This is a genomic window from Nocardioides sp. GCM10023255, from assembly GCF_042653125.1.
Taxonomy (GTDB): Bacteria; Actinomycetota; Actinomycetes; order Propionibacteriales; family Nocardioidaceae; genus Nocardioides.
Genome location: NZ_JBHSHU010000010.1, coordinates 408,685 through 421,016, shown reverse-complemented (window position 1 = coordinate 421,016; position 12,332 = coordinate 408,685). Strand labels below are relative to the sequence as shown.

At 74.2% G+C, this 12,332-nt stretch carries 13 protein-coding genes; 6 read left to right on the top strand and 7 right to left on the bottom strand.

Annotation, left to right across the window (positions count from 1 at the left end; genetic code table 11):
• Nucleotides 1-16: 16 nt before the first annotated feature.
• Together ACFO9I_RS18675 and ACFO9I_RS18670 are read left to right on the top strand one after the other, a co-directional pair.
• Nucleotides 17-460: a uracil-DNA glycosylase family protein gene (locus ACFO9I_RS18675; protein ID WP_379183586.1), complete on the top strand. Its 444-nt coding sequence runs from the start codon at nucleotides 17-19 to the stop codon at nucleotides 458-460.
• Nucleotides 432-647 (top strand): hypothetical protein, encoded by a 216-nt coding sequence (locus ACFO9I_RS18670; protein ID WP_379183584.1) that lies wholly within the window; start codon nucleotides 432-434, stop codon nucleotides 645-647. The genes ACFO9I_RS18675 and ACFO9I_RS18670 overlap by 29 nt, the downstream gene beginning before the upstream one ends.
• Here ACFO9I_RS18670 and ACFO9I_RS18665 read toward each other — a convergent pair.
• From ACFO9I_RS18665 to ACFO9I_RS18640, 6 genes are all read right to left on the bottom strand, one after another.
• Entirely contained in the window at nucleotides 644-2,434 is a 1,791-nt protein-coding gene (locus tag ACFO9I_RS18665) for a SelB C-terminal domain-containing protein (RefSeq protein WP_379183582.1), read from the bottom strand. The two genes, ACFO9I_RS18670 and ACFO9I_RS18665, sit on opposite strands and share 4 nt — an antisense overlap.
• Before the next feature lies 1 nt (nucleotide 2,435).
• Nucleotides 2,436-3,794, bottom strand: a complete 1,359-nt coding sequence (gene selA, locus ACFO9I_RS18660; RefSeq protein WP_379183581.1) for an L-seryl-tRNA(Sec) selenium transferase — start codon at nucleotides 3,792-3,794, stop codon at nucleotides 2,436-2,438.
• Nucleotides 3,795-3,878: 84 nt separating this feature from the next.
• Nucleotides 3,879-4,550 carry an HAD family hydrolase gene (locus ACFO9I_RS18655; protein WP_379183579.1) on the bottom strand — a complete coding sequence of 224 codons (672 nt, stop codon included), beginning with the start codon at nucleotides 4,548-4,550 and terminating at the stop codon, nucleotides 3,879-3,881.
• 65 nt (nucleotides 4,551-4,615) lie between these two features.
• The gene (locus ACFO9I_RS18650) at nucleotides 4,616-5,263 is read right to left on the bottom strand and encodes a helix-turn-helix transcriptional regulator (RefSeq protein WP_379183577.1); all 648 of its coding nucleotides are present in this window, start codon (nucleotides 5,261-5,263) and stop codon (nucleotides 4,616-4,618) included.
• Nucleotides 5,264-5,403: 140 nt separating this feature from the next.
• Entirely contained in the window at nucleotides 5,404-6,225 is an 822-nt protein-coding gene (locus tag ACFO9I_RS18645; RefSeq protein WP_379183575.1) for a sigma-70 family RNA polymerase sigma factor, read from the bottom strand.
• 130 nt (nucleotides 6,226-6,355) lie between these two features.
• Nucleotides 6,356-7,048 (bottom strand): hypothetical protein, encoded by a 693-nt coding sequence (locus tag ACFO9I_RS18640; RefSeq protein ID WP_379183573.1) that lies wholly within the window; start codon nucleotides 7,046-7,048, stop codon nucleotides 6,356-6,358.
• 227 nt (nucleotides 7,049-7,275) lie between these two features.
• On the opposite strand from ACFO9I_RS18640, the gene ACFO9I_RS18635 reads away from it, so the two are divergent.
• The 4 genes from ACFO9I_RS18635 to ACFO9I_RS18620 are packed head-to-tail and all read left to right on the top strand — an operon-like array spanning nucleotide 7,276 to nucleotide 11,345.
• Nucleotides 7,276-8,391, top strand: a complete 1,116-nt coding sequence (locus ACFO9I_RS18635) for a glycosyltransferase family 1 protein (RefSeq protein ID WP_379183571.1) — start codon at nucleotides 7,276-7,278, stop codon at nucleotides 8,389-8,391.
• Nucleotides 8,384-9,463, top strand: coding sequence for a glycosyltransferase (locus ACFO9I_RS18630; protein ID WP_379183569.1), 1,080 nt, complete (start codon nucleotides 8,384-8,386; stop codon nucleotides 9,461-9,463). Before ACFO9I_RS18635 ends, ACFO9I_RS18630 begins: the two co-directional genes overlap by 8 nt.
• Entirely contained in the window at nucleotides 9,460-10,464 is a 1,005-nt protein-coding gene (locus tag ACFO9I_RS18625; protein WP_379183567.1) for a glycosyltransferase, read from the top strand. The genes ACFO9I_RS18630 and ACFO9I_RS18625 overlap by 4 nt, the downstream gene beginning before the upstream one ends.
• Complete coding sequence (locus ACFO9I_RS18620) at nucleotides 10,461-11,345, top strand: glycosyltransferase family 2 protein (RefSeq protein WP_379183565.1); 885 nt, start codon at nucleotides 10,461-10,463, stop codon at nucleotides 11,343-11,345. The genes ACFO9I_RS18625 and ACFO9I_RS18620 overlap by 4 nt, the downstream gene beginning before the upstream one ends.
• Here ACFO9I_RS18620 and ACFO9I_RS18615 read toward each other — a convergent pair.
• Complete coding sequence (locus ACFO9I_RS18615) at nucleotides 11,294-12,259, bottom strand: TIGR03557 family F420-dependent LLM class oxidoreductase (protein WP_379183563.1); 966 nt, start codon at nucleotides 12,257-12,259, stop codon at nucleotides 11,294-11,296. The two genes, ACFO9I_RS18620 and ACFO9I_RS18615, sit on opposite strands and share 52 nt — an antisense overlap.
• Nucleotides 12,260-12,332: the final 73 nt, after the last annotated feature.

Genomic DNA, 12,332 nt, shown 5'->3' with positions numbered 1-12,332 from the left:
TGGCGCAGCACGGTGGGTGCCCGCGCGTCCGTCGCTGCGAGCCCTCACCGAGCCGATGCAGGAGTGCCGCGGCTGCGAGCTGCATCGAGGCGCCACGCAGGCGGTCATGGGCGTGGGACGTGCCGGTGCCGACCTGATGGTGGTGGGGGAGCAGCCCGGTGATCGGGAGGACGTCGAGGGCAGGCCGTTCGTGGGACCCGCCGGGCGGCTGCTGGACCGGGCGCTCGAGGATGCCGGGATCGAGCCCGACCGGGTCTTCCGCACCAACGTCGTCAAGCACTTCCGCTGGTCCGGCACGCGCGGCAAGCAGCGGATCCACACGTCACCCAGCCGGGTCCACGTCGCCGCCTGCGGTCCGTGGCTGGTCGCCGAGCTGTTCGGTGGTGCGACCGACGGGACTCGTCGTGCTGGGCGGCACCGCAGGACAGGCGTTGTACGGCTCGACGTTCCGGGTCGGTGAGGCGCGCGGCGAGCTCCGCCCGTGGCCCGGGGAGCTCCCCGGAGCCGGTGCGGTGGCGTCCGCGCCGGAGTGGGTGGTGGCCACGACCCACCGGTCGGCGGTGCTCCGGTCGCGGCAGCGGGAGCAGGACTACGCGGACTTCGTCGCGGACCTTCGCGTCGCTGCCGCAGCGCTCGCCAACGGCTAGGTGTGATGCCCAGCCAGGTCATCCACCGGACCGCGCAGGCGCCTGCGGTCGTCGGGCAGCCGCACCGTGCGTCCGGTCCGGTCGAGGTGGTCCAGGAGCGGGAGGACGACGCGCCTGCTGGTGCCGAGCGCCTGGCGGGCCTCGCTCGCGGTGAACGGCCGGGGGATGTCGGCGAGCAGCTCCGTGGCCCGGAGGTCGGCACCCGGCAGCAGCACCACGCCCTCGGCGAGGCGCAGGAGGTGGCCCGAGCGGTGCAGGGCGGCGACCGAGCGCGGGTCGAGGCCGAGCTCGGCGAGACGGTCGGCGGTGGGCGCGACGAACGGCGCGTCGGCCAGGTCCGCGCGCAGCGCGTCAACGGCGGCGGCCAGGGCGGGCGGCAGGTCGCTGACGGAGCGGTGGTGGACCCGCCCGTGCTCGATCCGCAGCGGCCGCTCCACGAGCGCGGCGACCAGCCCGGGATCGGGCAGTCCCAGCTCGCGCGCCAGGGCCCGCTCCGGGACGCCGGGCTGCAGTGGGGTCGCCAGCCGCTCGACCGCGGTGACCAGCTCGCGGCGCAGCCGGTCGGCGCCGGCCGGGGAGACGAGCCAGTCGCCGGTGGCCACGGTCCCGCTCGGCAGGGTCGCGTCGTCCACGCCGATGCGCCGCAGCAGGCTGCGGCGCTCCAGGTCGCGGGTGGCGAACCGGCCGGCCGCCGTGCCGTCGTACGTCGCGAGCTCGGCGGCGCGGGCGGCCGCGGCACCGCGCCGCCCCAGGGCTGGAGGGACCGGGTCCAGCACCCGCACGCCCCACACGGTCCTGCTCCCCGGGTCGCGCAGGATCGCCCGGTCGCCGACCCGCAGCGGCAGGGGTTGCTCGAGGGCCAGGCGGGCGTGGTGCGCGCCCAGCGGCCGGGCCCGGACGGCGGTCCTCGCCGCGCCCACGTGCAGCACCGGCCGCTCCGGCAGCCGCGCGTCGCCACCGCCCCGCAGCTCGACGTCGACCAGGCTGGTCTGCTCGAAGGCGTCCGGGGTGGTGAGGACCGAACCGCGCGTCAGCGCCTCCGGCGCGCGACCACCGAGGTCCAGCGCGACCCGGGCGACGCCGCTGGCCCGCTGCACCGGCCGGCCGAGCGACTCGAGTCCGCGCACCCGCACAGGCCGGTCACCCACGGCCAGCACGTCGCCGACGGCGACGGTGCCGGCGGTCAGGGTGCCGGTGACGACGGTCCCGGTGCCGTGCACCGTGAACCGGCGGTCCACCCACAGCCGGACGTCGGCCCCGGGATCCGGGGAAGGTACGCCGGCCAGCACCTCGGCGAGCACGGCGCGCAACCGGTCGAGCCCGGCGCCCGTGCGGCCGCTCACGACGACCGCGGGTGCTTCGCGCAGGCTGGTGCGAGCGAGCTCCTCGCGGGCCCGGGCCAGCGCGGGCGCAGGGTCGGCGAGGTCGCAGCGGGTGACGGCCAGGACGCCGTGGCTGACGCCGAGTGCGTCGAGAGCGGCCAGGTGCTCGGCGGCCTGGGGCATCCAGGGGTCGTCGGCCGCGACCACGAACAGCGCGACCGGCACCGGGCCCACGCCGGCGAGCGCGGTGGAGACGAAGCGCTGGTGCCCCGGCACGTCGACGAACGCGACGTCGACGGGCGGGCGACCGTCGGCGCCGGGCAGAGCCGTCCACGCGTAGCCGAGCTCGATCGAGAGCCCGCGCCGGCGTTCCTCCTCGAGCCGGTCCGGGTCGCTGCCGGTGAGCGCCCGGACGAGCGTGGACTTGCCGTGGTCGACGTGGCCCGCGGTCGCGACGACGTGCACGTCAGGCCGTCCGTCCGGGGGTGTCCCGCCCTCCGGTGTCCGGATCGGCCTGCTCGAGCACGCGTCGCACGGCCTCCAGCACGATCTCGTCCTGCTGGTCCGGCACAGCGAGCAGGTCGAGGAGCAGCCGGCCCTCGCGGACCCGGCCGACCACCGGCGTGGGCCCCAGCCGCAGCGGCTCGGCGAGCCGGGCCGGCAGCGCCACGGCGGCGCTGGGCAGGACGACCCCGGGGGCGCCGCCGCCGCCCACCGCCCCCTCGGACGGCACCGCCTCGGCCGCCGCGCCGAGCGCGAGCGCCAGTCGCCGGGCCCGGGCCATCAGCGCGTCGGGGCGTCGGTCGAGGACCTCGACGACCGGAGGAGCCGGGCCGGTGAGCGTGGCCTCCAGCGCGGCGAGGGTGAGCTTGTCGACTCGCAGGGCACGGGCGAGGGGGTGCCGCCGCAGGCGCTGTACGAGGTCGGCGCGGCCGAGCAGGAGCCCGCACTGCGGCCCGCCCAGCAGCTTGTCGCCCGAGGCGGTGACCAGGTCGGCGCCGGCGGCCAGGCAGGAGGCAGCGTCGGGCTCGTCGGGAAGGCGCGGGTGCGAGGCCAGCAGTCCCGAGCCGATGTCGACCACGAGGGGGACGCCACGCTCGCCGGCCAGCCGCGCCAGCTCGGCCACGGGGACGCTGGAGGTGAACCCCTCGACACGGAAGTTGGACGGGTGGACCTTGAGCACGAAGGCGGTCCGGTCGTCGACCGCGGCGGCGTAGTCCTGGAGATGGACCCGGTTGGTGGTGCCGACCTCGCGCAGGCGGGCGCCCACCGACTCGAGCAGCTCGGGGATCCTGAACCCGTCGCCGATCTCGACCATCTCGCCGCGGGTCACGACGACCTCGCGTCGCGGACCGTCCGACTCTGCCGTCAGGGCGCAGGTCACGAGGGCGAGGGCCGCGGCACCGTTGTTGACCACGTGGACGCCGCCCGCGGCCGGCACGACCGCCGCCAGCGCGGCGAGGGCGGCGGCACCGCGCGACCCGCGTCGTCCGGTTGCGAGGTCGAGCTCGACGTCGGTCGTCCCGGCGGCGGTCGTCAGGGCCTCGACCGCCGCCGCGGAGAGCGGCGCCCGGCCGAGGTTGGTGTGCACGACGACGCCGGTGGCGTTGACAACCGGGCGCAGGGACGCGTTGCTCCGGGGCAGCGCTGCCAACGCCTCGGCCACGACGTCCTCGGGCTGCACGCGGCCCTGGCGGCAGGCCTCGAGGGCCTCGACGACGGCGGCCTTGACCCGGGCCCGACCCAGCCGAGCCGTTGCCGCCTCGACACGGGCGTCGGTGAGCACGCTGTCGGTGCGCGGCGTACGACGTCTCGGGTCTGGCACAGCCGGGTCTCCTCCCACGACAAGGCACCTTATGCCCCGCGCGAACGCCCGCGTCCGGGTCGACGACGTGCGGGGGGACCGGGTCTAGGTGCTGCGGGCCCGCACGCGCTCGACGACCTCGTCGAAGCGCTCGACCAGGTCCCGGGGCGTGGCCAGGACCTCGGCCGCGCCCGCCTCGCGCAGCTCGTCGGCGGAGAAGCCACCGGTGAGCAGACCGACGCAGGGGACGCCTGCCTTCCGCGCGGACTCCACGTCCCAGACCGCGTCGCCCACCACCAGGGCGCTGTCGGCGCCCACTCGTTCGAGAGCCACCTCGATCAGGTCGGGGGCGGGCTTGCTGCTCTCCGCCTCTGATCCCGACACCCGCTCGTGGAGGAGGTCGGCGTTGCCGACCAGCTCGAGCAGCCGGTCGGTCTGCTCCTGCTCGCCGGAGCTGGCCACCACGACCGTCGTGCCCCGCTCCCGCAGCAGCTGCAGGAGATCGGCGGCCCCGTCCAGGGCCGTCACCTGGCCGAACCGCTCCTCGAAGTGGTGACCGTGTCGCTCGCGCACGGCGTCTCCCACGGCACGCTCGGTCGCCGCGCCGGCCACCTCACCGACCAGCCGGTCTCCACCCATGCCGATCGCCCGGTGGATCCGGTAGGTCGGCACGTCGACGCCCACCTCGGCGAACGCGGCCCGCCACGCGGCCACGTGCACGTAGACCGAGTCGACCAGGGTGCCGTCGACGTCGAGCACCACCGTGTCCAGATTCATGAAGCCATTCCCTCCACACAGTCTTCGCGGCCGAGGGGCCGCGGTGTCCTGTGCCGGTACCCGCTTCAGGGGCGACCCATGTCGGCCCTCGCGTCACGCGGATGCTGCTGGGGGATGCCGTGCTGGACGCACCACAGGACCGCCTGGGCACGGTTGTTGACGCCGATCTTGCGGTAGGCGCTGCGGATGTAGGTCTTGACCGAGTTCACGCTCAGGTAGAAGCGCTCAGCGATCTCGCTGTTGCGCAGGTCCTCGCTGATGCACACGAGCATCTCGAGCTCGCGGGCGGACAGGTTGACACCCGAGGGGAGGCGCATGGCGGACCGGGGCGCCGGCACGGCGGACACCTCGTCGGGACCACCGGCCGCGGCCGACTCGACGGCCTGCAGCAGCTCGTCGCTGCTCGCCTCCAGGGACACCCAGGCGTCAGCCCCGCGGGCCAGCGCACAGGCGGTGAGGTCCGGCCTGGGTTCCCGGGCGAGCACCAGCACCGCCGCCGACGTCTCCTTGACGAGGAGGTCGAAGTCGTGGCCGTCACCGGTGTGCAGGTGCACCACGTCGTACAGGACTACGTCCGGGTCGGCGCCCTCGGGGTCCGGCGGGTACGGCACGAGCCGCACCCGGCCGGGGAACTCTGCGACGAGCGCGGCGACACCCCTCGAGACGATGTCGTTGGCCCCGACGACGGCCAGCCGCACCGGACCGACGGTCATCAGTCGCTCCTCCTACGTCCGTGCCTGACACCCAGTGTCCCTCTTCACGGACGAACTTCCCTGTCCGACAAGCACTGAAACACCGACGGGGAACTTCGGGACCTCTGGGGTACGGCTCGGGGGTCTCGAGGGGTGCCGTGTCAGGCAGCCCCGCCCACGTGCTCGGACTCCAGGCGCTCACGGAGGCGGGCGAGCAACCGGCTGAGCAGCCGCGAGACCTGCATCTGCGTCACCCCTATGTCGGCGCCGATCTCGGCCTGCGTACAGCCGCCGAAGAACCGCATCTCCAGCAACCGGCGCTCGCGGGGGGTGAGGTCGGTCAGCAGGCTCTTGAGCACGACTCGCGCCTCGACGTTGTCGAAGCCGGGATCGGCGCCACCCATTCGGCTGCCCGGGGCCTCACCGTCGGTGCCGACGCTGTCGAGGGACGAGGGGGTGAAGCAGCCGTTCGCGGCCAACGCCTCACGGACCACGTCCGGCTCGATCCCCAGGTGCCGGGCGATCTCGCTCGGCCGCGGCGAGCGTCCCAGCTGCTGGTAGAGGGCTCCTTCCGCGTCCGCGATCCGGGTCTGGATCTCCTGCACCACCCGCGGCGGGCGGATCGTCCACCCGCAGTCGCGGAAGTAGCGACGGACCTCCCCGCGCACGGTGGGGACGGCGTAGCTGAGGAAGTCGTTGCCCCGGGAGGGGTCGAAACCGTGCACGGCCTTGACCAGTCCCAGGTTCGCCACTTGGTCGATGTCGTCGTCGGGAATGCCGCGCCCGTGGTAGCGACGGGCGATGTCACCGGCGACGTCCAGGTTGAGCCGGATCGCCTCGTCGAGCAGTCTCGCCCGCTCCGATGCGGAGTCGGTGCTCGAGGCCTCCTTGAGCAGCTTGACCGTGTCGGCTCGCCGTGTGGCGCGTCGCGATCCCTGGTCGTGTCGTCGTTGAGCGTGGAGCTCGGTATCGGGGGTCTGCACCGAGAAACACCTCCCACTGCTGGGAATGCGTCCGGTGGCGCGATGTTTCGACCACTGTCGGAGTCGACTTCATCGTGGCCCGCGAGGTGGTCCCACAAACCACCCGCGGGGGTGAATCACCGATGACGACTCAGTCGGTGGAGCCGCCCTGCGCCAGTCCCAGCAGGGCCTCCGCGAGCTGCACCTCGTCGATGCCCGCCCGACGCGCGGCCCGGGACAGGAGGCGCCGGGCGTGCTCGACCGTGATGTCGAGGTACCCCGCCAGGAGCCCGACGGCGGCGGCCAGCCTCGCCTCGGCTCGCAGTCGCGACGGTGCCTCGCGCGCCTGCCCCAGCGCGGCGAAGGAGAGGTCCGCGTTGCTGACGGCGCCGGGCGCCCAGGCCGAGAAGACCTCGGCCAGCTGCTCGTGGTGGCCGTCGAAGGCGTGCACCGAACCGCCGTACAGGTTGACGCTGCCGGTCACGGTCCCGGCGTCCACGATGGGCAGGGTCAGGGTGGTGGCCACACCGCTGGCGGCGGTGGCCCGGCCGCCGAGCCACCACGTGTGCTCGTCGAGGGGGTCAGCGGTGTCGGGCACGACCTCCGGGGCGGGGCTGCCCGGCTGCTGCTGGAAGGCGTCGAGGACGGCGATCTCGGTCCGGGAGGCGAGAAGCAGGAACGTCACGCCGTGCTGGCGGGTGGCGAGGCTGACCCCGAGGCAGTCGGGCACGATCTCACGGACCCGGCTCCCCATGCTGCACAGCCGGCTCAGCACGTCGTCGTCGGCGAGAGGCTCGAGCTCCTCGATCGCCTGACAGGTCTCCGGTATCGGCTCCAGCACCACGCGGCTCCCCCTGAGTCGTTTGCGGGAATGGCTGCGTACCTCCGTGCACATCTTAGGAAGGACACCCTCGGTCCCCCGTCTTCAAGAGGGACAGGTCCTCCGTACCCCCGGCGGGGACCGTCATGTACGCCGCGGCACCCTCTCGTCCACCGCCGCGCAGGTCACCCGATCGGGCGGTTTCTTCCTGTGCTCGTCATGGAGACCGATGGCAGGGGTACCAGCCGGCCATGACCACAGTTCCGGCCCGGGCGCCGCGGGCCGCCGCCGGCGCGCCCTCCGTCGTCGTCGCCTCCGTGCCTGCCAACCACGTCTATGTCCGACACCTCGCACCGGAGGTCGGCCCGGGCCCGCGTCGCCTGGCCGATCCCGACCCGGACCTCCCGTCGCGGTCGGCCGTCGAGAAGTGGTGGCCGCCGGTGATGCTCGACCCCCGGTGGGTGCGGGAGGCCGACTTCGACGTCTTCCACCTGCAATTCGGCTTCGACGCCCGTTCGCCGGAGGACCTGCGGCACCTCACCGGCGAACTGGTGGCCAAGGGGACGCCGTTCGTCTACACCGTGCACGACCTCCGCAACCCGCACCACGAGTCGCGCCACCTTCACGACGCGCAGCTCGACGTGCTGGTCCCTGCCGCCGATGCCCTGGTCACCCTGACCGAGGGCGCGGCCGCCGAGATCCGGCGTCGCTGGGGCCGGGAAGCCCTGGTGCTGCCCCACCCGCACGTCGTGGACCTCCGGACCATGGCCATCGCGCACGACTGCCGCGCCCGTCGACGAGCACCTCGGCTCCGGGTGGGCCTGCACGTGAAGTCGCTGCGGGCGAGCATGGACCCGATGCGCATCCTGCCCACGCTGGTGGACACGGTGCGGGGGCTCCCGGGGGCCGTGCTCCAGGTCAATGCGCACCGGGATGTCCTCGAGGACGACGGGGCCCGGCGAGACGCCCGGCTGGCCGCGTTCCTGAGCAGGCACGAGGCATCCGGCGACCTCGAGCTGCACGTCCACGACTTCCTGCCGGACCGTGAGCTCTGGAACTACCTGGCCTCGCTGGACGTGTCGGTGCTGCCCTACCGGTTCGGCACCCACTCCGGCTGGCTCGAGGCCTGCCGGGACCTCGGGACCACCGTCGTCGCCCCCACCTGCGGCTACTTCGCCGAGCAGGGGCCGGTGCTGAGCTACCGGCACGACGAGGACGGCTTCGACCCCGCGAGCCTGGCGGCGGCCCTGGTCACGGCGTACGACGAGCGGCCCCGGTTCGGCGCGACGATCGATGAGCGACGCGACCAGCGGGCCGCGGTGGCCGAGGCCCACGGCCGCCTCTACGACGACCTGCTCGGTGGGTGAACGCGTGCGCATCTGCCTGGTCGCCGCCAGCTCGTTCCCGGTCCGCGAGCCGTTCGCTGGAGGGCTCGAGGCGATGACGCACGCCCTCGCCCGCGGGCTGGTCGCCCGGGGGCACGAGGTGTCGCTCTTCGCGGGTGCCGGCTCGGACCCGGCACTACCCGTGGCCGTGCTGCCGTGCCCCGTGTTCGAGCCGAGCGAGCAGTCGCTCTCGGACGTCAACGCCCCGCCCCGGCGCTGGATCGAGGAGCACCACGCCTACCTGGGGCTGATGCTCGAGCTCGCGCGGTCGGCCGGCGACCGGTTCGACGTGGTGCACAACAACAGCCTCCACCACTTGCCGGTGGCCATGGCCTCGACGTTGCCGGTGCCCGTGGTCACCAGCCTGCACACCCCGCCCCTGCCGTGGCTGGAGTCCGCGGTGGCCCTGAGCCCGGGCGTATCCCGGTTCGCGGCCGTCAGCCGGGCCACGGCACGGGCGTGGTCCCACGTCGTGGCCAGCACGCCCATCCTCAACGGCATCCCCGTGGACGCCTGGAGCCTCGGACGGGGTGACGGACCCGCCGTGTGGTCGGGTCGGATCGTCCCCGAGAAGGCACCGCACGAGGCCATGGACGCCTGTCGGCTGGCGGGCCTGCCCCTCGTGCTGGCCGGGCCGGTGGGGGACCCGCTGTACTACGAACGGGAGGTGGTCCCGCGGCTCGGACGCAGTGCCGTGCACGTGGGCCACCTGGACCACCGCGCCCTCGACCGGCTGCTCGGCCAGGCGACGGTCGCGCTGGTGACACCCGCCTGGGACGAGCCCTACGGCCTGGTCGCCGCCGAGGCGATGGCCTGCGGGACCCCGGTGGCGGGGTACCGGCGCGGCGCCCTCCCCGAGGTGGTCCCCGACGAGGTGGGGGTGCTGGTCGACCCCGGGGACGTCGACGCCCTGGCCGCGGCCGTGGGGGACGCGGCAGGGCGGTCTCGCACCACCACCAGGCGGCACGCCCTCGAGCATTGCTGTCTGGACCGGATGCTGGACGACTACGAGAAGCTCTACGTCTCGACGGTGTCCGGGGCGGACGCCGCGTGATCGGCTACTACGTCCACCACCAGGGCAGCGGTCACCTGCACCGGGCCGCCGCTCTGGCGACTGCCCTGGACATCCCCGTCACGGGGCTCTCGTCGCTGCCCAGGCCCAGGGAGTGGCCCGGGTCGTGGGTCGACCTGGCTCGCGACGACGACGGACCGCTCCACCAGGACCTCACCGCCGGGGGCCGGCTGCACTGGGCGCCGGTCCGGCACCCGGGCCTGGCCTTCCGGATGGCCGAGATCGCCTCCTGGATCCATCACGTCTCGCCCGAGCTGATGGTCGTCGACGTGTCGGTGGAGGTGGCGCTGCTGGCGCGTCTGCTCGGGATCCCGGTCGTCCTCGTCGTGCTGCCGGGGTCCCGAGGGGACGCCCCCCACCGCCTCGCCTTCGACACCGCCGAGCAGCTGGTGGCGCTGTGGCCCGACCAGGCGCCCGGCATGCTGCGCGACGTCCCGGCCGAGGTCGAGGAGCGCCTGCGCCCGATCGGTGCGCTGTCGCGGTTCCCGGTGCGACCCGGACCGGTCCGACGTGACCGACCCGAGGGGTCCGGAAGGGTCACCGTCCTGCTCGGCAGCGGAGGGGACTCGGTGACCCCGGAGCAGCTGGCGGCGGCCCGAGGTCAGACCCCGGGCTGGACCTGGACCGTGCTCGGTGGCGCGGAGGGGATCTGGGAAGAGGACCCCGAGTCGGCGATCGCCGACGCCGACGTCGTCGTCACCCACGCCGGGCAGAACGCCGTGGCCGAGGTCGCGGCGCTGCGCCGTCCCGCGATAGTCGTGCCGCAGCCCCGTCCCCACGACGAGCAGGTCACGACGGCCGCGGCGCTGCGGCGCGGACCATGGCCCGTGCTCGTCGAGGACGATCTCCCGGTCGAGGGCTGGGCCGAGCGGCTGGAGAGGGCTACGGCCCTCGACGGCGACGGCTGGTCCTCGTGGTGCGACGGTGCCGCGGCGCGACGCTTCGCCGGGATCGTGGAGTCCGTGCTGGGTGGCCGACGGTGAGCCGGGTCGGGGTGGTCACCCTGGCGCGAGGCAGGCACCGTCACCTCGAGGCCCAGCACGTCTCCCTCGCTCGGCAGCAACGTCGGCCCGACGACTACGTCGTCGTGGCCATGGGCGACCCGACGATCGAGGAACGGACGGTGGCGGGGCTGCGCCGTCGCGTCGTCCGGCTGCCGGCGGACCCCCGCGCGCTGCCGCTGGCCGCCGCGCGCAACCAGGGCGTCGCGTCCGTGCTCGAGCGGGGCGCCGACGTCGTCCTCCTCCTCGACGTGGACTGCCTGGCGGGCGAGGCACTGACCAGCTCCTACGCCGGCGCGGTCGCGGCGCGTCCGGGCACCGTGTGGTCCGGGCCGGTCACCTACCTCGCCCCGACGGCAGGGGACACCGCGCTCGACCACCTGCACGAGCTCGACGACCCGCACCCGGCGCGGCCGGCGCCGGTGCCGGGTGAGCTGGTCGAGGGCGCGGACCCGCGCCTGTTCTGGTCACTCTCCTTCGCGCTCTCCGCCGAGGCCTGGGCCCGCTCCGGCGGGTTCTGCGGGCTCTACACCGGCTACGGCGGCGAGGACACCGACTTCGCCTTCCAGCTGGCCGGCCGCGGGCTCGCGATGGGCTGGGTGGGTTCGGCCCGCGCCTACCACCAGCACCACCCGGTGGAGGACCCGCCGGTCCGGCACCTCGACGACATCCTCCGCAACGGCGCGCTCTTCCACGCCCGGTGGGGGGAGTGGCCGATGGAGGGGTGGCTCGAGGCGTTCGAGCGTCGGGGCCTCGTCACGCGGGACGGTGTCGGCTGGCGTCGGGTGGACGCGGCTCCGGCGGTGGGCCGTCAGGGTCGGCCGGAGGTGCTGCGCAGCTCGGGCAGGACCTCTCGGCCGTAGGCGGAGATCATGGCGAGGTAGTGCGGACCCATGTTGGCGACGTACACCTCGTCGTACCCCGCCTCCACGTAGGACCGCAGCTGCTGCACGTGCTCGGCGACGTCGGGGCCGGCGACGACGCTGTCCGCCGTGGACTCCCGCGTGACGAGCTGCGAGGCCTGCTCGAAGTGCTTGGGGGATGGGAGCACCTGCGCGAGCTCGCCGGGCAGGCCGGCGTTCGACCACAGCCGGTGCGCGTGCCCCACCCCCTCGTCCGCGGTGCCGGCCCACGCGACCTTGACGCCGCCCTGGGCGGGCTTGCCGCCGGACTTCTCCTTGAAGGCTGCGACCATGTCGGCGTCGTCGGTGGTGTTGATGAACCCGTCACCGATGCGTGCTGCCGTCTCCAGGGCCTTGGGGCCGAACGCCGAGACGTACACGGGCGGCGGCTCGTCGGGCAGCGTGTAGATCCGGGCGGTGTCGACCCGGTAGTGCTTGCCTTCCCGGGTGACGACCTCGCCGCTCCAGAGCTGCCGAATCAGGTCGACGGCCTCCTCGAGCATCTCGAGGCGTACGTCGAGCGACGGCCAAGGGCCGCCGAGGACGTGCTCGTTGAGAGCCTCACCGGTGCCGACGCCCAGGATGAACCGGCCACCCAGCATCCGTGCCGACGTCGCGGCGGCCTGCGCGACGACGACGGGATGCGTGCGCACGGTGGGACAGGTGACCGCCGTGGTCACGGGGAGCGAGACCGCCTGCGACAGTGCCCCGATCACCGACCACACGAACGGGCTCTGTCCCTGCTCGTCGTTCCACGGGTGGAAGTGGTCGCTGATCCACAGCGCGTCGAAGCCCGCTGCCTCGGCAGCGACGGCCTGCTCGACGAGCTGCTCGGGGGTGTACTCCTCGCAGGAGAGGAAGTATCCGAAGCGCACGTGTCCTCCTGGGTCCGGTCGGCGGCGCGCCGCTCGCGCCCTCGGGGAGTCGTACCCCCGCGGACGTGGTGGA

Excerpts from the sequence above, each read along its gene's own strand:
- ACFO9I_RS18655 (WP_379183579.1), bottom strand. The coding sequence starts at position 4,550 with ATGAATCTGGACACGGTGGTGCTCGACGTCGACGGCACCCTGGTCGAC.
- ACFO9I_RS18650 (WP_379183577.1), bottom strand. The coding sequence starts at position 5,263 with ATGACCGTCGGTCCGGTGCGGCTGGCCGTCGTCGGGGCCAACGACATC.
- ACFO9I_RS18635 (WP_379183571.1), top strand. The coding sequence starts at position 7,276 with ATGACCACAGTTCCGGCCCGGGCGCCGCGGGCCGCCGCCGGCGCGCCC.